Raw genomic sequence first — 17,136 nt, 5'->3', positions numbered from 1 at the left:
ACCTCTCAGCCGTATGATGTCGCCGTGACCACCTCGCGACAGCCGCTGCGCAGCGACCTGGCCCGCGCGGTCCGGGAGGTGCTCCAGGCCAACGGGGAGGCCTCGCACAGCCTGGCCCGCCGGCTCGAGGTCGGCATCACCGACGCCGTCGCGCTCGACCACCTGATGAGCAGCCCCGAGGGGCTCGGGCCGACCGAGCTCGGGCAGCGTCTCGGCATCCGCTCGGCCTCGGCCACCACCCTCGTCGACCGGCTGGACGCGGCCGGGCACGCGCGCCGGGTGCCCCACCCGTCCGACCGGCGACGGCAGACCGTGGTCGCGACCCCCACCGCGTACGAGGAGGTGCTGGCCGCTCTCACCCCGCTGCTGGAGCGGATCGACGAGGCCGCCGCCCGGCTCAGTCCCGAGCAGGCGGCCGCGGCCACCGGATTCCTGCACGAGGTGGCCGCGGCCATGCGCGACTACGCCGAATCTGATAATCGTTGATGGATGAGAGCTCTGGTGGTTCGCGGCGGATGGGAGGGGCATCAGCCGGTCGCGGCCACCGAGCTCTTCCTGCCCTTCCTGGCGTCGAGCGGCTTCGAGGTCCGGGTCTCCGACTCGACAGCCGTCTACAGTGACCGGTCGGTGATGGCCGGGGCCGACCTGATCGTGCAGTGCGTGACCATGTCCTCCATCGAGCCTGACGAGGTCGCCGGGCTGCGGGCGGCCGTCGCGGCCGGCACCGGGTTCACCGGCTGGCACGGCGGCATCGCCGACTCGTTCCGCGCCTCCTCCGACTATCTGCAACTGGTCGGCGGCCAGTTCGCCACCCATCCCGGCAAGGAGCCCGGCGCCCGCCGCGGCGACGAGACCGACAACTTCCTGCCCCACCGGATCGAGCTGACTCAGCTGGGCCGGGAACACCCGATCACGGCCGGCCTCGACGACTTCGAGCTCACCACCGAGCAGTACTGGGTGCTGCACGACGATCTGAACGACGTGCTCGCCACCACCACCCATCCGGTGCGGCCATGGCATCCGTGGCGGCGGCCGATCGTCTCCCCGGCCGTCTGGACCCGGCAGTGGGGCGACGGCCGGGTGGTGGTCAGCACGCCGGGGCACAGCGTCGGCGTCCTCCAAGACCCGAACGTACGGACCATCGTCGAGAGGGGGATGCTGTGGGCCGCCCGCACCGCGTCGGCATCGTAGGCACCGGGTACATCTCCGGGGCGTACCTCTCCACCCTGGCCGGCCATCCCGGCGTGGCCATCGCCGCGGTCGCCGACCTCGACACCGCCCGGGCCGCGGCGGTCGCCGACGGCATCGACGGGTGCCACGCCCTCGAAGTCGGGCAGCTGCTGCGGGACGAGCGCGTCGACACGGTTCTCAACCTCACCACGCCCGCGGCGCACGCCTCGGTCGCGCTGGGTGCCATCGGTCACCGCAAGCAGGTGTACGGCGAGAAGCCGCTCGCCGCCGATCTGCCGGCCGCCCGCTCGGTGCTCGACCGGGCGGCCACCGCCGGCGTGGCGGTGGGCTGCGCCCCCGACACCGTGCTCGGCACCGGCGTGCAGACCGCAAGGGCCGCCGTCGACGCCGGGCTGATCGGCCGCCCGCTGTCGGCGGTGGCGGTGATGGCGACGCCCGGCCACGAGCGCTGGCACCCCAACCCCGGCTTCTACTACGCGCCCGGCGGCGGCCCGCTGCTCGACATGGGCCCGTACTACCTTTCCGCCCTCGTCCACCTTCTCGGCCCGATCGTCGCGGTCACCGGCGCCGCCTCCCGCCTGCGCGACACCCGGGTGATCGGCTCCGGCCCGCGGGCCGGCGAGCGGATCGGCGTCGCGGTCGACACCCACGTGACCGGCGTCCTGCACCACGCCGGCGGCGCCCTGTCCACCATCACCACCAGCTTCGACGCGGTGCGGACCACGGCCGCCCCGATCGAGGTCCACGGCGAGACCGGCTCCCTCGCCGTGCCCGATCCCAACCACTTCGACGGCGACGTACGCCTTTTCGAGCTGGGCGCCGGCGACTGGCGCACGCTCGGCCCGTCGGCCGGTTACCTCGGCGCGGCCCGTGGCATCGGCCTGCTCGACATGATCACCACCGGGGCGCCCCGGGCCGGCGGCGCGCTCGCCCTGCACATCCTCGACGCCATGACGTCCCTGCTCCGCGCGGCCGAGCAGGGCCACCGCATCGACCTCACCACCACCGCCGAACGCCCGGCCCCGGTACCGCTCACCCCACCCGAGACCTGGCGAGCGGTCACCTACGCAGCCTGAGTCGCCGTTATCGTCAGTTCTCGTGGAGCGAGCTCTGTCGATATTGCTGATCGTGCCCGTCGTCGTCGTGACCGTGCTGGCCTTCGCCGCGGTCATCCGGCGGCTCCTCGGCGTCCGGGTCGGACTGGTTCGCGTCCTGCTGGCGGCCGTGCTGGCCATGCTCGTGACGGCGCCGATCCTGTCGGCGTTCGCGCCACCCGATCCGGCCACGGTCAGCGGTGGCGAGGCCTTCCTGCTGGCCGCGTCCTCGCTCGTCATCGCCGCCCTGCTCGCCATGGCGGCGCTGGTCGTCCTCGAGGTGCTGCTGCCGACCGGTTCGCTGCCCGGGCCCGTGGAGGCCGCCCGGAGCGCCCGGCGACGGATCGAACGCGCCCGGCGCTACTCGACGATCGTCCGGATCGCGCTGCGGCACGGCCTCGGCGGCTTCCTGCGCGGCCGGCCCCAGTCGGGACCCACATCGGCGGCGTCGCGGCGGCGGCTGGCCCGTTCGCTGCGGGCCGCCCTCGACGAGGGCGGCGTGACCTTCGTCAAGATCGGGCAGCTGCTGTCGACCCGGCGTGACCTGCTGCCGGCCGAGGTCGTCGACGAGCTGACCGCGTTGCAGGACAGGGCCACCCCGGTGCCGTGGCCCGAGATCGAGGCGGTCCTCGCCGCCGAGCTGGGCCGGCCGGCCGGCGAGGTCTTCCGCGAGATCGACCCCGAGCCGATGGCCGCCGCGTCGGTGGCCCAGGTCCACGCGGCCCGGCTGTCCGACGGCACCGAGGTGGTCGTGAAGGTGCAGCGGCCGGGCATCGCCCGGATCGTCGAGCGCGACCTGGACATCCTGCTGCGCCTGGCCGACATGCTGGAGGAACGGACGGCCTGGGGGCGGTCCTTCGGCGTACGCGGCCTGGCCGACGGTTTCGCGGCCGCCCTGCGCGAGGAGCTCGACTTCACCGTCGAGCGCGACAACCTGCTGGCCATGGCGGCGGCCCTGGCCGGATCGCCCGAGCGCGGGGTGCGCGTCCCGGTCCCGTACCCCGGTCTGGGCTCCGAACGCGTCCTGGTGATGGACCGCCGCCCCGGCACACCGCTGGGCGCGGCGGCCCCGGTCCTCGACGGCCTCGACACCGGCCGGCGGGCGGAGATCGCGGCCGGCCTGCTCGACAGCATGCTCGACCAGATCCTCACCCACGGCCTCTTCCACGTCGACCTGCATCCGGGCAACCTGCTGCTGACCGCCGACGGCGCGCTGAGCATGCTCGACCTGGGCTCGGTGGGCCGCATCGACGCGGTGACCCGGACCGCGATCGGCCGCCTGCTGCTGGCCGTCGGCCGCGGCGACTCGGTGGCGGTCACGGACGCGCTGCTGCAACTGCTCGACCGCCCCGAGGAGGTGGACGAGCGGGAGCTCCAGCGGGTGGTCGGCGCGCTCATCGTCCGCTACGCCGGCCCGGGCCGCACGGTCGGCGTCACGGCGGTGACCGCCCTGCTGAGCACCTTCACCGCGCACGGCCTCGGCGTGCCGGCGCCGGTCGCGGCCGTGTTCCGGGCCGTCACCACATTGGAGGGAACGCTCTCCCTCGTACACCCGCAATTCGATCTTGTCGGTCAGGCCCGGGCGTCAGCCGGTCGCCGGATCGCCGACACGCTCACCCCGGACAACCTCCGTGACGCCTTCGAGCAGGAGCTGAGCGCCCTCCTGCCGATGCTGCGAGGGCTCCCCCGCCGCATCGACCGGATCGGCGACGCGGTCGAGCACGGACGGCTGCGGTTCAACGTACGCCTGTTCGCCGACGACCAGGACCGGCGGCTGGTCACCGGCCTGCTCCACCAGGTGCTGCTCACGGTCATCGGCGCCACCGCGGGCCTGATGGCCACGCTCCTGCTCGGCACCGACGGCGGCCCGCGGATCAGCACCGGCGTCGCCCTGTTCCCGCTGCTGGGCTACGGCCTGCTGGTCGTCTCGGCCGTCCTCGTGCTCCGCGTGCTGGTCACGGTCTTCCGCCAGGACTGACCCGCCGGAGGTACAGCCTGCTGTACCGAAGATCGGGTAGTCAGCCGGATCGATGTCGGGGCCGTCCGAAAATAGCGTTCTCCGTATGACAACGACGAGGAAGCACCGCCGTCTGACCGTCGCTCTGACCGCCGCCGCCGTCCTGGCCGGAGGTGTGGGAGTCGCCCACGCCGAGCCGTCCACCGTCGCCGCCGCCGCACAGCAGGTGGGGTGGGCCGGGGTCGTGCGCGAGCCGGTCCGCATCGACTTCGGGCGGGGATGGGTGACCGAGGCCGAGCTGACCTATCCGCGGGGGGCCAAGGGCCGCCTGCCGCTGGTCGTCATGCTGCACGGCAGCGGGCACAACGACATGAACCAGACGCTGCCCGACGGCAAGGGGTCGACCTTCGTCCCGTTGGCGCAGGGCGCGTCCCGCGAGGGGTTCGCCACGCTGCGGTTCAACAAGCGGGGCGTCACCGGGGTCGGCCCGGTCGAGAGCACCGATCCGGCCCAGCTGAACCCGAAGAACCCGTACGCGCAGATCCAGCGTGACGCCGCCGCGGCCATCCGCTTCGGGGCCGCGTCACCCCGGATCGACGCGTCGAAGATCTTCCTGCTGGGGCACAGCGAGGGCACGAACGTGGCCGCGAACCTGGCCGCCACCCCCAAGGCGTACGGCATCCCCAAGCCCGCCGGTGTCATCGCGATGGGCGTCGTCGGTCAGGACATCAAGGAACTGCTTACCCTGCAACTCTTCGGCCGGCTCCTGCTGCAGATGCACGACGAGTTCGACGTGGACGCCGACGGCGAGCTGACGGCGACCGAGGCCACCGACGGCCTGATCGGCCAGCCGGCCGAGCTCGCCGGCCAGATCCGCCCGGTCCTGCTCGACGGCCGCAAGGTGCGGGCGAGCACCGACACCGACGGCGACGGCCGGATCGCCATCGACGCCGAGGCCGGAGCGGTGCTGCGCAAGGCCACCGGCATCGACAACTACCCGGATGTCCCCGGGCTGGAGGGCCTGCGCGACTACGTCACCGACATCGCCCGCTTCCCGACGGTGACCGAAGCCCTGCCCAAGTTCACCGGGCCGACGCTGCTGCTCAACGGCGAGAACGATCTGCAGACCCCGGCCCGGGTCGCGCTGACCGCCGACGCCGCCGTCGCCGCGGCCGGAAACAAGGACCACAAGATCGTCATTTACCCGGGGATGGCGCACACCATGAACATCACCCCGAAATTCGTCCCGCAATTCGGCGAGCCCGACCGCCAGGTCGTCACCGACATTCGTGAGTGGCTTCGGTCTCATCGGTGAACCACCTCCGCGACGTGAGCCGCCTCTCGTTGTGCGGCCACTCGCGGCGGGGTGAGAATCCATTTATCGGACGCCTAGAAAGGCGGTACCAGAATGGGCACTCACCATATCGGTCAGGATGCCTTCCGGCCGATTCTGCCGCAGGACGTCGACTGGCAGCCGTTCGCCGGCTTCCCGCCGGCGGCCCGCCTCGCCGTCGTGGTCGGCGACATCAAGAGCTCAGAACCCTTCGTGGTACGGGTCAAGCTGCCCGCCGGCGAGAAGCTGATGCCGCACCGGCATCACGAGGATCGGGTCTACACGGTCATCTCCGGTGTGTTCTACATCGGACTGGGTGACGTCTTCGACGAGGAGAAACTGCGGGCCTATCCGCCGGGCGCCGTGATCGTGCTGCCCGGCGGGACGTCCCATTTCCATTGGGCGAGATCCGGTAAATACATCACGCAGGTCACCGCGATCGGCCCGATCTCCCTGGAGTACGTCGAAAGGAGTGATCACCATGGCGATAGCTGAGATCAAGACCTTTCCGCTCCGCATTCCGTTCAAGCCCGGCGCCGAGTCCGCGGCCTCCGCCTGGGGCCCGAAGGGCCTGCACGCGGTGGACACCCTGCTGGTCCGGGTGACCACCGACGAGGGTGTCGAGGGCTGGGGCGAATCCTTCGGGTTCACCGGCCTCCCGGTCACGCGCACGGCGATCGACGAGGTCATCGCGCCGCTGTGCCTCGGCCGCGATCCGGCCGGGATCGTCCCGCTCATGCTCGACGTGCAGCGGAAACTGCACGTCTTCGGGCGGGGCGGCCCACTGACCCACGCCCTGTCCGCCGTGGACATCGCGCTGTGGGACATCGCCGGCAAGTCGGCCGGCGTCCCGCTCCACCGGCTGCTGGGCGGCGCCCGGGTGACCGATCTGCCGTGTTACGCGAGCATGGACGCGTACGGGCGGGCCGACCTGGTCCGCGACGCCGTCCGGCGGGCGGTCGGCGCCGGGTTCACCGGCGTCAAGCTGCACGAGAAGCTGCTCCCGGTGATCACCGCGGCTCGCGAGGAAGCCGGGCCGGCCGTGGATCTGATGGTCGACGTGAACTGTGCCTGGACGGTCGAGCAGGCCTTGACGTACGCCAAGGAACTGCTGCCTCTCCAGCTGAAATGGCTAGAGGAGCCGGTCTGGCCGCCCGAGAACCACAGCGGTCTGGCCCGGGTGCGCCAGGCCGGGGTGCCGATCGCGGCCGGCGAGAACGTGGGCACGCTCATGGACTTCGACCGTCTGCTCGACGCGGGCGCGGTCGACTACGTCCAGCCGAGCCCGGCCAAGGTGGGCGGCGTGACCGAGCTGGGCAAGGCCTTCACGCTGGCCTCGCTGCGCAACATCCCGGTCATGCCGCACACCTTCTACGACGGTCCCGGCCTGCTGGCCGGGCTCCACGCGGCGGCCGCGCTGGGCACCACCGACACGATGATCGAGTGGCGTTATTTCGATCTCGAGGCCCAGGTGTACGGCGACCGGCTCACCGTGCGGCACGGCCGGGTCGACGTGCCCCAGGGCCCCGGCCTGGGCATGGACCCCGACCCGGACGTGATCGCCGCCTACGAGGCCAAGGTCCGGTAGAAACCGGCCCGGGTCGGCTTCCCCGCGCACTCATAGGCGAACGCGACACCTTTCAGGGCCTCGATCGCGTGGCCGCCGAGGCGAGGATCGGCCCGGGCCAGCTTTCGGAGCATTCGCCACGTACGCCGGGCGGCCGCGATCGCCTCGTCATGCCGCCCGAGGTGTGACAGCACCATCGCGCGGCAACTGATCGCCAAGGCCGGCGCCACCGGGTCGCCGCTCTGCCCGGCGGCCCGGACCACGTCGTCGGCCACGGCCAGAGCCTCGTCACCCTGCCGGAGCGCGCACAGCGATTCGCAGAGCACGGACGCGGCGATGGGCCGATCCCGCGGGAGAACGGCCGCTTCGAACGCTTCCCGGGCGGTGGCGACCGACTCGGCGAGCAGGCCCTGCTCCCGCAGCTCCACGGACCGGTCGAGAAGCAGGCGCACCAGGGTCCGGCGCCGCGCGGCGCCGGGGGCCGCCTCGGCCAGCTCGCGCCGAAGCGTGGTGGTCGTGGCGAGATCGTCGCGCGCGACCGCCTGGATCGCGGGGCCGGACAGCAGATCGCGCGCGAGGCCGGCCGCCGCGTACCGGTGGTACGCCATCAGAGACTCATGGAGTGAGGCCAGATCGTCGGCGGTCCGCGGCCCCCGCGGGGACGAGGAGAGCCGGTGGATCGTGTTCGCCTCGTCCGGCTTCAACGCGAACCGCGCGCTCAGCCGCAGCACGATCGTCAGCGCGGCCGCCACCTCGAGAAGGTCGTCGTGCTCGCGCAACATACCCAGCGCCTCCGCCATGTCGGGCCCGCCGTCGGCCTCCCGTTGGAGGTCGAGCACGGCCGACCGCACGAGAAGCGACCGGGCCAGCGCGAGCCCCTCATGCCGCCGGCGGATCTCCACCGCCTCGTCGATGAGCGGCCGGGCCTGCTCGGCGGTCACCGGCCCGGTGGCGAGCGCGGCCGCCGCGCTCTCCAGCGCCGAGGCGAGATCCGCCTCGACGGTGGGATCGGCGGCCACGAGCCTACGGCCGATCTCGATGGCCTCCACGGCCCGCCGGTAGGCCATGTTGTAGCGCCGCCCGGCGTCATGGGCGATGCCATGGTGACGGGCGGCGGCGACCAGCGCCCGCAACAGCATCCGCTCGTCGGACCGGGAGCTCTCCACCAGCTTCTCCACCGGCGACTCCTCCCAGGGCGCCACGTCCGCATCAGTCACGATCCCGAATCTATGTCACCTGTACGGACGGACGGGCCCGGCGCTCACCCCTGACCCGCCACCAATGCCGCGACGCCAGCCCGGCCAGCACCGCGCCCGCGGCGTTGACCAGCACATCGTCGACCGATGACACCCGGTCCAGCCGGAGAACGTACTGGGCGATCTCGATCAGGGCCGAACAACCGGCGCCGAGCGCCAGGATCCGCGGCACGGTGCCCAGCGCCGCGAAGCGGATCGGGGCGAAGAAGCCCAGGGCCGCCAAGATCAGCAGATTGCCGCCGACCCCGAGCGGCCCCATCGTCGCCAGATCCCGCAACGGGACCAGGCTCACCCGGCCGTCGACCACGCCGGCGCCCGGCCCCGGCATCAAAGTGAGCCACACGAGCGGCACCGTCCCGTAGACCATGCCCACCTCGGCCAGCGACATCCGCCACGCCGACGGGCCCGGCCGCCGGGCGCGCGCCAGCATCCACGCGGCCAGGACGGCCACCGGCGTCCCCAGCAGCGTCATCAGCACGACGCCGTTCTCCGTGTCGTAGCAGCCGTGCCAATGCCCGGTCAGGCATCGCGGGGCGGCCATGAGAAAGAGCCGGCGCAGGGCGTACACGACGCCGGCCAGGCCGAGGATCATCAGGCCGGCCAGCACGATCCCGCGCTTGTCACGGGGCGGCGCGGCCGGGGTGGTGGTGTGGTTCATGCGCCCATTCAACGGAACGCGCTGTATCGGCGGCATAAGCGCCGTACGGGTCGCCCGTTCAGCGCGCGCGGGCCGCGCGCACCTCCTGACCGTGCGCCACCAGCGCGTAGATGATCACGATGTCGAAGATGACCGCGACGATGCCCCAGATCGGGTACGCCGGCATGAACACCATGGCGGCCAGGGCGCTGACCGCGGCGACCACCACGCCGGCCACCCGTGCCCAGAGGGCGCCCGTGAAGATCCCGACTCCGGCGGCCAGCGCGAGCACCCCGAGCACGAGGTGCAGCCAGCCCCACACCGTGTAGTTCAGGGCCAGCACCAGGTCGCCCTCGCGCGCGATGTAGAAGCTGTCGTCGGCGAGGGCCACGATGCCCTGGATCAGATGGAACATGCCCAGCAGGACGAGAATCACCCCGCCGTAGGCGATGACGCCCAGCCAGGCGGTCGTCCTCGGCACATCGGGCTCGTCCGTCGCGTAACTGCTCCGATTGGACATGCGGCCATCGTGCGGCACGCCCACCGCGGGCACGCCATCCGCGGCGGATGATGCTCGGACCGGAAGACCGGGCGCTAGAGCGCCACGAATCGGAGACCGCGCGCTTTGAGGGCCGGAAGGACGGCACTGAGGGCCTTGTACGTCTGTGAGCGGTCCCCGCCGCCGTCATGGCACAGGATGATCTGGCCCGGGCGGGCCGCCAGCATGGTGTGCTCGATCTTGTTGACGCCGGGCCGCGACCAGTCACGCGGGTCGACGGTCCAGTCCAGGGGCAGCAGACCGGCCTGGGCGACCTCGCGAAGAAGCTGCGGCGACCAGTCGCCGCCGGGCGAACGGAACAGTTTGGGGGCGTACCCCGTGGTGTTCTTGATCTTCACTTGGGCCTTGGCGATCTGTTTCCGGACGAGAGGTCCCGGCTTGCCGGCCAGCTTCGTGGGATGACTCCAGGTGTGGTTGGCCAGCTGATGCCCGGCCCGGGTGACGGTCTGCGCGACGGCCTCGTGGCCCAGCACCTGGTTGCCGATCATGCAGAACATGGCCGGCACGTCGTACTTGTCCAGGAGCCGCAGAATCTTCGGCGTCCAGACCGGATGCGGACCATCGTCGATGGTCAGCGCGATCGCGTCAGCCGGGAAGGCGGCCGCACCGGTGGCCTGCCGATATTCCGCGAGGGTGGAGATGGCGCGGTGCTGGACCGGCGCCGGGGAAACGCTGACGACGGTGCTCTCCGGAGTCCGCGGCCGCGTGACGGCGACGCTCGGGGGCGACGAGGTGGCCGGCGCGGCGCCGGAGTCACCGGTCGCGGACCGAATGGCGACGGCACCGCCCACGAGAGCCGCACCGGCCACCCCGGACACACCGATCAGCAGTTGCCGCCGGGTCAGGGCGGGGCGATGGGGCAGGGGCACAGGGTTCTCGAGGCTCACCGGAGCCGGCGCCACATCGGCATCGTCCAGGGGAGTTCGCGGACGGACGACAACGGCGGGCACGGTGGCTTCCTCGCCCTCACGACGAGGCTCCGTTACAGCGGCGGCGCCGGCGGATCGGACCACGGTCGTCTCATCGGAGCCCGGAGCCCTCTCGTCGGCCGCCGCAGAGGCCGGCAGCGCCACGGTCTCCTCATCCGGCGCCGCGGAGCCCGCAATCGCCGCGGTCTCCTCATCCGGCGCCGCAGAGGCCGCAATCGCCGCGGTCTCCTCATCCGGCATCGCAGAGCCAGGCGCCGCGGCCGCTTCCGCTGCGGGCAGGACCAGCGCCGTGGTCTCCTCCTCGCCCGGCCCCTCCGCGACGGGCAGTGCCGTGGTCGCCTCGTCCGCGGTGGGGCTGATCGGCGCGCTGACGGCCGGAGCCTCCGGGTTCTTGCCGGCGGCGGGCGGCGGGGCCGCAGCGCCGGATGTGACCGGAGGCACCGCGGCGGTGGGCTCGTCGGACACAGGCACCTCCGCTTCGGGTAGGCGACCGACCCGACGTGACCTGCGGTGCCGGCCGTCAGAGATTGATCTTCAAGCCAGCGGGCGACGCTAGCACAGGGGCGCCAACCTCCCGAACAGCGTCATGGCCCTCGATTTCCACCCGGCCCCCGTAGAACAAATGTTCGATGTAGAGTAAACGCATGGCCCAACCAGACCCCGACGCCGCGTCCACTTCCTCCGCCGGCGCACCGGTGCCGCCGGTGATCTTCTCCAGCCCCGGCGCCGTGGACGATCCGAAGCCGATGCCCAGCCGGCCGCCCGTTCGCCGCTCGGCGACGCCCCGGCGGAGAGACTGACACGACGGCACAGATCCGGCCGGTCCGGACGCCGCATGGGTGCGACGACGGCTCATTGGCGGGCCGGCACCGCGAGCCGGCGACGGCTTACTGCCGGGGCTCGCCGCTGTGGGCGCCGGCCAGGCTCCGGAGCATCCGTTCCTCGCCGGTTCGGTCGCCTCGCTTGCGCGCGGCTGCCAGTGCCGTCCGCGCGACGTCCTGGCCGTCGTGGAGATAGCCACGCATGCGGAGGTACGGCTCGACGGCGGCGGCGAGATGCCACGGCTCGATGCCGTAGCCGAGGTCGGCCGACCAGCGGATCGCCTCGCGCAGGATCGGGTGCTCGGTGGCGAACCACTGCCGCGCCTGGTCGGGTGTGGCTGGACGTTCCGGCACGACGCCCGGCCGCGGGGGCGGCAGGACCGGCGCCGGTTCGTCGGTGTCTTCCGGTCCGAGGACGGCGCGGGCCTCGAGACTGCTGTAGAGGTAGTACTGCAGCATTCGGCCGATCGCCTCCCGTCGTTCGGCTTCGGTCTCCGTGGCGCGGAACAGCTCCGCCGCGTACGCCCTGATGAGAACGTGGGCCGTGAAACGGCCCTGGTTGTCCTCGACCACAAGCGCGGCCTCGGTGAGTTCCCCCAGCTGATCGCGCGCCGCCGCCAATGGCTCCCCGGTCAGCGCGGCGCACGCCCCGGCCGAGACGCCGTCGGCCAGCGGCACCGAGAAGAGCCGGAACATGCGGGCCGCGCCGGCTGAGAGCTGCCGGTAGGACCAGATGAACGCGTTGCGCGGGTCGCCGCTCTCCCCCACGGGGAACGCGTCCAGCCGGCTTTCACTGTTCCTCAGCTCCTCCGCCACCGTGGCCAGGGAGAGCCCGGGGCGGGCGCCGAGCCTCGCCGCGAGAATGGACAGCGCCAGCGGCAGCCGCCCGCAGCTGTCGAGGATCTCCTCCAGGGCCGCGGACTCGGCGTCGTCCCTCGCGGCGATCCGGTTCGGCGCCGTGGCCAGCCGGCGGCGGAGCAGCTCGCGCGCGGACGCCGGGTCGGGTGGGTCGACGTGCAGCTGTCGCGCCCCGTGCAGCGCGGCCAGCGCGATCAGCGGACGCCGGCTGGTCACCAGCACCAGACTGCCGGCCGAGGCGGGCAGCAGAGGCCGCACCTGCTCGGCGCCGCGCACGTTGTCGAGCAGCACCAGGATCCGTTTCCCGGCGGTGAGACTGCGGTAGGTGCCGACCTGGGCCTCGAACGAGGCCGGGATGTCCGCGTCGGCCACGCAGAGCCCGTGGAGCAGGGCGACCACGGCGTCCCCGGGCGGCATACTCTCGGCGTCGAGCTGGTGGCCGCGCAGGTCGAGGTAGAGCTGCCCGTCGGGGAACCGGTCGGCCGTGCTGTGCGCGAAGTGCACGGCCAGGGTCGACTTGCCCACCCCGGCCATGCCGTCCAGCACCACGACGAGCGGTCCGCCGGCGGCCCCGTCACTCGTCAGGCGCCGGAGGGTGCCGAGCTCGGACACCCGTCCGGTGAACAGCGCCAGATCGGGGGGCAACTGCGCGGGCTGGCCGACCAGCGGCGGCCGGGGCCCGGCGTCGGCCTCCTCCTCGGCCTCGACGAGCACGCCCCGCTGCGCACGCCGCAGATCCGGACCCGGGTCGAGGCCGAGATCGTCGCGCAGCCGCGCACGGATCGACTGGTAGGTGCCCAGCGCCTCGGCACGGTGTCCGGCGGCGGCCAGCACCGCGATCAGGCTCGCGTGCACCGCCTCGTTGAATTCGTTTGTCGACGCCGCCCGGCGCAGCGGGTGCAGGACGACGTCGGGCTTGCCCCGTTCGATCGCGAGGAAGGCGGCCGCCGACACCGCGTCGAGGAACTCGCCGTGCAGCCCGGCGAAGACTGCCGTGGCGGCGGCGCTGTCGGCCAGGTCGCCGCCGGCCGGGCCGCGCCAGAGAGCAAGCGCCTGGACGTACCGGTCGAGGTCGTTCTCCCGGCGGGCCTCGGCCACGAGCGCGCGGAACTCGATGAGGTCCAGCTCGCCTGGGCCGACGGACAACCGGTAACCATGGCCGTCGCGCCGCAGCCGCGATCCGGCCGCCCGGGCCGGCAGACCGGGCTCCAGCAGGCGGCGCAGGGCACCGACGTACTTGTGAATGACGTTGGAAGCGGTCGCCGGAGCGTCGTCGCCCCACACCAGCGCGATCAACTCGGTCATGCTGACCGGGCGGTCGTGCAGGGCGAGCAGGACGCCGAGCAGGCACCGCTGCTGTCGCGGCCCGGCGTCCACCTCGCCGCCGCCGCGCGTCACCCGCAACGGGCCCAGGACTTGCAGCCGGAGCACGTCCTGGGCATCGGGCACGGTCATCCGGCCTACCCTACGGGCCCACCCCGTACTTCTTGCAGTAGGGCACGTATTTGCCCTGGCAGAGGGCGCTCCGCGCGACGAACTTGTCCTCCACCACGACCTTGTTGATGTTCTTGACGGTGATCGCGAGGGGTTCGAGCTTGACGAACGGCACGTACGCGCCGGACTCGGGGTCCTTCAGCCGGTCGGGGATGATCGGTTTGCCGCCGTTGAAGAGCTCGGTCGCCAGCCGGGCCGCGCTCAGCGCCTGCGGCTTGATCGCCTTGTAGACCGTCATGCACTGATCGCCGGTGAGGATGTTCCGCAGGCCCTCCAGGGTGGCGTCCTGTCCGGTGACGGGCACGACGCCGTTCAGGTCGCGCTGGCGCAGCACCGTAATGACCGAGCCGGCGATGCCGTCGTTGGCGGCGAGCACTCCGCGGATGTTGGGCGCCTGGTCCATCATCTGCTCGAAGATCACGGCGGCCTGGCCCGGGTCCCAGCCGGGCACCCACTGCTCGGGTCCCTTGCGCATCTGGACGGCGTCGTACCTGGTGTCCAGCGGGGCGTCGTATCCCGTCTTGAACAGGCTGGCGTTGTTGTCGGAGCGCGAGCCGTTCAGTTGCGCGACGACCGGATTGACGGCCTTTCGAACCTTCAGGCACTCGATGAGGCCGTACGCCTGAAGCTCGCCGACCTTGACGTTGTCAAAACTCACGTAGTAGTCGGCGCCGCCGTTCAGCGTGAGCCGGTCGTAGTCGATCGTCGGGATGCTCTTCTTCCGGGCGAGGTCGAGGACCTCCTTGCCGCTGGCCGAGTCGATGTTCGCGATGATCAGCACCTTCACCCCGCTGTCGACCATCGCCCGGCCGATCTGGACGAACCGCTGACGGTCGCCCTCGGCGTTCTGGATGTCGACCGGGATGCGAGCCTGACCGAACGCCGCCGTCAGGTATTTGGAGTCCTCGGCGGCCCAGCGTGTGGTGGTCCGGTCGGGCATGATGACGCCCACCCGGGCCGGGCCGTCGCCGCCGCCGGCATCGCCGTCGCGCGGATCGCCGGCGTCGGAGCAGGCTGTCAGACCGGCCGCCAGTAGGCCGGCAGCGGCGTACGACAGCAGTTTGGTGCGCATGCCGGTCCTTTCGAGAAGAGCCGGTCAGGGCGCGGTTGTACGGGGGGATCGGCCGCACCCTGACCGGGGTCGTGGCGGGACCAGCGTGACGGACCGCGCTGGAAGAAATCTTGACGAGGACCGCGCGCGCTCGGCCGGCGTCCGTTCTGATCAAGTTTTTGTCCGGTCGCCGCTTCTAGGGTTCGGTGCCTGACCCGCCGATAGGCAAAGCACTGAACGATCAGGGAGACAAGGTGGCCCGCCCGAAAGAGGCCCCCGGCGACGCACCGGGGCACCTGAGAGAACTCATCACGGAACAGCGGCCGGTACTCACGCGCTACGCCCTCAGCCTCACCTCGGGCAACCACGCGATGGCCGAGGACCTCGTGCAGGAGGCCATCGTGCGCGCCTGGCGAAGCCTCAAGAGCGTGCCCCGCGACGAGACCGGCTCACGCCGCTGGCTTTTCACGGTCGTACGCCGGTTGTTCGTCGACGATTTCCGCCGCCGGCAGGTGAGGCCGGCCGAGATCGGTGAGGTCGACATCGCGGCGACCGTCGCGGAGGAGGACTCCACCCTCATGGTGGTCGCGAGCCACACGCTCCGCGACGCCGTGGACCGGCTGAGCGAGGTGCAGCGCGAGGTGCTCTACGAGGTCTTCTTCGAGAACCGGCCGGTCGACGAGGTGGCCCGCAGACTCGGCGTCCCGGAGGGCACCGTCCGGTCGCGGATGCACTACGCCCTTCGCTTCCTGCGCGAGGCGGTCACCGGTTGAGCGCCTCACTTGGACGAGTTGCCGCTGCTACCGGAGCCGCCGGCCAGGTTGACCCGGTCCTCCTCGCTGGCCGCGAACCCGTCCGCCATCTCTTTGACGCTGCTGTGGTCTTTTGTGATCAGGGCGCGCACGGCCGCGAGGACCCCGTCGACCGACGCCCCGGTGTTCTCGACGAGCTTGGTCGCGCTCCGGTCGATCTCGCCGCGCGCTTTGTGCCGCAGCGGGTCCCCGATCTCGGTGATCCGGCCGCGGTAGGAATTCTCCATGGCGTTGACCCGGCCCACGTAGTGGTCGAGCGCCGGGTTCTTCAGCGCGTCCGGATCCGCCGCAATGATCTCCCCCACCGAACCTCCTCGATCAGCCTCTCTGTCGGGGACAACGCGCACGGTGGCGAGTTCTTCACACAGTCCACATCGGATATTTGAAAAGAGTTCTGTCATGGAGACCACGAGCGGATCCGCCGCTGTCTGGCGAGCGCCAGGTGACGCCACCGACGGCGATCGGCGGCCACCCACGCCTACGCCCACCCCCGCGCCTTCGCCGCCGCCCACTTCCGCGCCTTCGCCGCCGCCCACTTCCGCGTCTACGCCGCCGCCCACTCCTGCCCCTTCGCCGCCGCCCATTCCTGCCCCTTCGCCGCCACCCGCTCCCGCGCCTTCGCCGCCGCCCACTCCCGCGGCCGCGGCCCTTCCCCTCACGGAGCTGGCGCCGGCGGCCAAGCCGTCGCCGGCCGCCTGGGGCTGGCGGGGCCGGGTCAACCGCCTGGCCCATGTGAGCCTGCCGGCCGGCCAGTCCGAGCTCGCCCATCGCGCCGCCCGCAAACGGCTGCTGCGCCCGTTCGGCCGGAGCATGACGATCGTCGTGGCCAACCCGAAGGGCGGCGCCGGCAAGACACCCACCGCGCTGCTCGCCGCGGCCACGCTCGGCTTCTACCGCGGCGGATATTCACTGGCCTGGGACAACAACGAGACCCGGGGCACCCTCGGCATGCGGGCCGAGTCGACCGACCATCAGCGTACGGTCGTCGACCTGCTCGACCACGCCGACGAGTTCTCGACCGGCGACGCCGGCGCCGGCACCCTCAGCCGTTTCCTGCGCCCGCAGACCGCCCGCTTCGACGTGCTCGCCTCCGACGAGGCGCCCGGCGGCATGGACGTGATCGACGACGCCGCCTTCGGACGCTTGTGGAAGGCGCTGAGCCGCTACTACCGCACGCTCGTGGTCGACACCGGCAACAACGTCCGGGCTCCGAACTGGCAGGCCGCGATCAAGCGCGCCGACTGTGTCATCGTGCCGACCACGGTCGCCCCCGACGTCGCCGACAGCGGCCTGTGGATGCTCGACCACCTCGACCGCAACGGCCACGCCGACCTGACCCGCAACGCGGTCGCCGTGGTGTCGTGCGCCGACCCGCGAACCGACCCGGCCCTGCTCGACAAGATCGTGACGGCCTACCGCGCGCGGGTCGCCCACGTCGTCGTGGTCCCCCACGACCCGTACATCCGCACCGGCGGCCGCATCGAGTACGACCGCCTGACCGACGAGAGCCGCCGCGCCTGGCTCTTCGTGTGCACCGCCGTCGTCGAATCCCTGGCGCAGCGCGACAGGCCCTGACG

General features: G+C 72.0%; 17 protein-coding genes. 10 read left to right on the top strand and 7 right to left on the bottom strand.

Features of this window, described 5'->3' with window-relative positions; translation table 11 throughout:
* Positions 1 to 24 precede the first annotated feature (24 nt).
* From ACFY36_RS01420 to ACFY36_RS01390, 7 genes are all read left to right on the top strand, one after another.
* Positions 25 to 486, top strand: coding sequence for a MarR family winged helix-turn-helix transcriptional regulator (locus tag ACFY36_RS01420; RefSeq protein WP_499743899.1), 462 nt, complete (start codon positions 25 to 27; stop codon positions 484 to 486).
* A gap of 3 nt (positions 487 to 489) precedes the next feature.
* Positions 490 to 1,191, top strand: coding sequence for a ThuA domain-containing protein (locus ACFY36_RS01415; protein WP_499743898.1), 702 nt, complete (start codon positions 490 to 492; stop codon positions 1,189 to 1,191).
* On the top strand, positions 1,161 to 2,267 hold the full coding sequence (locus ACFY36_RS01410) for a Gfo/Idh/MocA family protein (RefSeq protein WP_499743897.1): 1,107 nt from the start codon (positions 1,161 to 1,163) through the stop codon (positions 2,265 to 2,267). The genes ACFY36_RS01415 and ACFY36_RS01410 overlap by 31 nt, the downstream gene beginning before the upstream one ends.
* A 22-nt stretch (positions 2,268 to 2,289) precedes the next feature.
* The gene (locus tag ACFY36_RS01405; protein ID WP_499743896.1) at positions 2,290 to 4,263 is read left to right on the top strand and encodes an ABC1 kinase family protein; all 1,974 of its coding nucleotides are present in this window, start codon (positions 2,290 to 2,292) and stop codon (positions 4,261 to 4,263) included.
* Positions 4,264 to 4,348: 85 nt separating this feature from the next.
* The gene (locus ACFY36_RS01400; RefSeq protein ID WP_499743895.1) at positions 4,349 to 5,557 is read left to right on the top strand and encodes an alpha/beta hydrolase; all 1,209 of its coding nucleotides are present in this window, start codon (positions 4,349 to 4,351) and stop codon (positions 5,555 to 5,557) included.
* Between the two features lie 93 nt (positions 5,558 to 5,650).
* Entirely contained in the window at positions 5,651 to 6,070 is a 420-nt protein-coding gene (locus ACFY36_RS01395; RefSeq protein WP_499743894.1) for a cupin domain-containing protein, read from the top strand.
* Positions 6,057 to 7,163: a mandelate racemase/muconate lactonizing enzyme family protein gene (locus ACFY36_RS01390; RefSeq protein ID WP_499743893.1), complete on the top strand. Its 1,107-nt coding sequence runs from the start codon at positions 6,057 to 6,059 to the stop codon at positions 7,161 to 7,163. The genes ACFY36_RS01395 and ACFY36_RS01390 overlap by 14 nt, the downstream gene beginning before the upstream one ends.
* On the opposite strand, the gene ACFY36_RS01385 is transcribed toward ACFY36_RS01390, so the two are convergent.
* The 4 genes from ACFY36_RS01385 to ACFY36_RS01370 all read right to left on the bottom strand — a co-directional run bounded on the left by ACFY36_RS01385 (position 7,142) and on the right by ACFY36_RS01370 (position 10,988).
* Positions 7,142 to 8,359 (bottom strand): hypothetical protein, encoded by a 1,218-nt coding sequence (locus tag ACFY36_RS01385; protein ID WP_499743892.1) that lies wholly within the window; start codon positions 8,357 to 8,359, stop codon positions 7,142 to 7,144. The two genes, ACFY36_RS01390 and ACFY36_RS01385, sit on opposite strands and share 22 nt — an antisense overlap.
* A 10-nt stretch (positions 8,360 to 8,369) precedes the next feature.
* Complete coding sequence (locus tag ACFY36_RS01380) at positions 8,370 to 9,056, bottom strand: VanZ family protein (protein ID WP_499743891.1); 687 nt, start codon at positions 9,054 to 9,056, stop codon at positions 8,370 to 8,372.
* A 58-nt stretch (positions 9,057 to 9,114) separates the two neighbouring features.
* On the bottom strand, positions 9,115 to 9,555 hold the full coding sequence (locus tag ACFY36_RS01375) for a DUF7144 family membrane protein (protein WP_499743890.1): 441 nt from the start codon (positions 9,553 to 9,555) through the stop codon (positions 9,115 to 9,117).
* Positions 9,556 to 9,629: 74 nt separating this feature from the next.
* Positions 9,630 to 10,988 (bottom strand): polysaccharide deacetylase family protein, encoded by a 1,359-nt coding sequence (locus ACFY36_RS01370; RefSeq protein WP_499743889.1) that lies wholly within the window; start codon positions 10,986 to 10,988, stop codon positions 9,630 to 9,632.
* 179 nt (positions 10,989 to 11,167) lie between these two features.
* Here ACFY36_RS01370 and ACFY36_RS01365 point away from each other — a divergent pair, with 179 nt between their 5' ends.
* Positions 11,168 to 11,323 (top strand): hypothetical protein, encoded by a 156-nt coding sequence (locus ACFY36_RS01365; RefSeq protein ID WP_499743888.1) that lies wholly within the window; start codon positions 11,168 to 11,170, stop codon positions 11,321 to 11,323.
* Between the two features lie 87 nt (positions 11,324 to 11,410).
* Here ACFY36_RS01365 and ACFY36_RS01360 read toward each other — a convergent pair whose 3' ends face one another.
* Positions 11,411 to 13,657, bottom strand: coding sequence for an AfsR/SARP family transcriptional regulator (locus ACFY36_RS01360; RefSeq protein ID WP_499743887.1), 2,247 nt, complete (start codon positions 13,655 to 13,657; stop codon positions 11,411 to 11,413).
* A gap of 10 nt (positions 13,658 to 13,667) precedes the next feature.
* On the bottom strand, positions 13,668 to 14,768 hold the full coding sequence (locus tag ACFY36_RS01355; protein WP_499743886.1) for a sugar ABC transporter substrate-binding protein: 1,101 nt from the start codon (positions 14,766 to 14,768) through the stop codon (positions 13,668 to 13,670).
* Positions 14,769 to 15,001: 233 nt separating this feature from the next.
* Here ACFY36_RS01355 and ACFY36_RS01350 point away from each other — a divergent pair, with 233 nt between their 5' ends.
* Positions 15,002 to 15,520 (top strand): sigma-70 family RNA polymerase sigma factor, encoded by a 519-nt coding sequence (locus ACFY36_RS01350; protein ID WP_499743885.1) that lies wholly within the window; start codon positions 15,002 to 15,004, stop codon positions 15,518 to 15,520.
* Positions 15,521 to 15,525: 5 nt separating this feature from the next.
* On the opposite strand, the gene ACFY36_RS01345 is transcribed toward ACFY36_RS01350, so the two are convergent.
* Positions 15,526 to 15,864 (bottom strand): hypothetical protein, encoded by a 339-nt coding sequence (locus ACFY36_RS01345; RefSeq protein ID WP_499743884.1) that lies wholly within the window; start codon positions 15,862 to 15,864, stop codon positions 15,526 to 15,528.
* A gap of 427 nt (positions 15,865 to 16,291) precedes the next feature.
* On the opposite strand from ACFY36_RS01345, the gene ACFY36_RS01340 reads away from it, so the two are divergent.
* Entirely contained in the window at positions 16,292 to 17,134 is an 843-nt protein-coding gene (locus tag ACFY36_RS01340; RefSeq protein WP_499743883.1) for a MinD/ParA family ATP-binding protein, read from the top strand.
* Positions 17,135 to 17,136 lie beyond the last annotated feature (2 nt).

The organism is Actinoplanes sp. NPDC000266, assembly GCF_042899005.1.
Classification (GTDB): domain Bacteria; phylum Actinomycetota; class Actinomycetes; order Mycobacteriales; family Micromonosporaceae; genus Actinoplanes.
The sequence above is the reverse complement of the archived record's forward strand: the minus strand, read 5'-3'. Positions and strand labels throughout refer to the sequence as shown.

Excerpts from the sequence above, each read along its gene's own strand:
- ACFY36_RS01415 (WP_499743898.1), top strand. The coding sequence starts at position 490 with ATGAGAGCTCTGGTGGTTCGCGGCGGATGGGAGGGGCATCAGCCGGTC.
- ACFY36_RS01400 (WP_499743895.1), top strand. The coding sequence starts at position 4,349 with ATGACAACGACGAGGAAGCACCGCCGTCTGACCGTCGCTCTGACCGCC.
- ACFY36_RS01395 (WP_499743894.1), top strand. The coding sequence starts at position 5,651 with ATGGGCACTCACCATATCGGTCAGGATGCCTTCCGGCCGATTCTGCCG.
- ACFY36_RS01390 (WP_499743893.1), top strand. The coding sequence starts at position 6,057 with ATGGCGATAGCTGAGATCAAGACCTTTCCGCTCCGCATTCCGTTCAAG.
- ACFY36_RS01380 (WP_499743891.1), bottom strand. The coding sequence starts at position 9,056 with ATGAACCACACCACCACCCCGGCCGCGCCGCCCCGTGACAAGCGCGGG.
- ACFY36_RS01375 (WP_499743890.1), bottom strand. The coding sequence starts at position 9,555 with ATGTCCAATCGGAGCAGTTACGCGACGGACGAGCCCGATGTGCCGAGG.
- ACFY36_RS01365 (WP_499743888.1), top strand. The coding sequence starts at position 11,168 with ATGGCCCAACCAGACCCCGACGCCGCGTCCACTTCCTCCGCCGGCGCA.
- ACFY36_RS01360 (WP_499743887.1), bottom strand. The coding sequence starts at position 13,657 with ATGACCGTGCCCGATGCCCAGGACGTGCTCCGGCTGCAAGTCCTGGGC.
- ACFY36_RS01355 (WP_499743886.1), bottom strand. The coding sequence starts at position 14,768 with ATGCGCACCAAACTGCTGTCGTACGCCGCTGCCGGCCTACTGGCGGCC.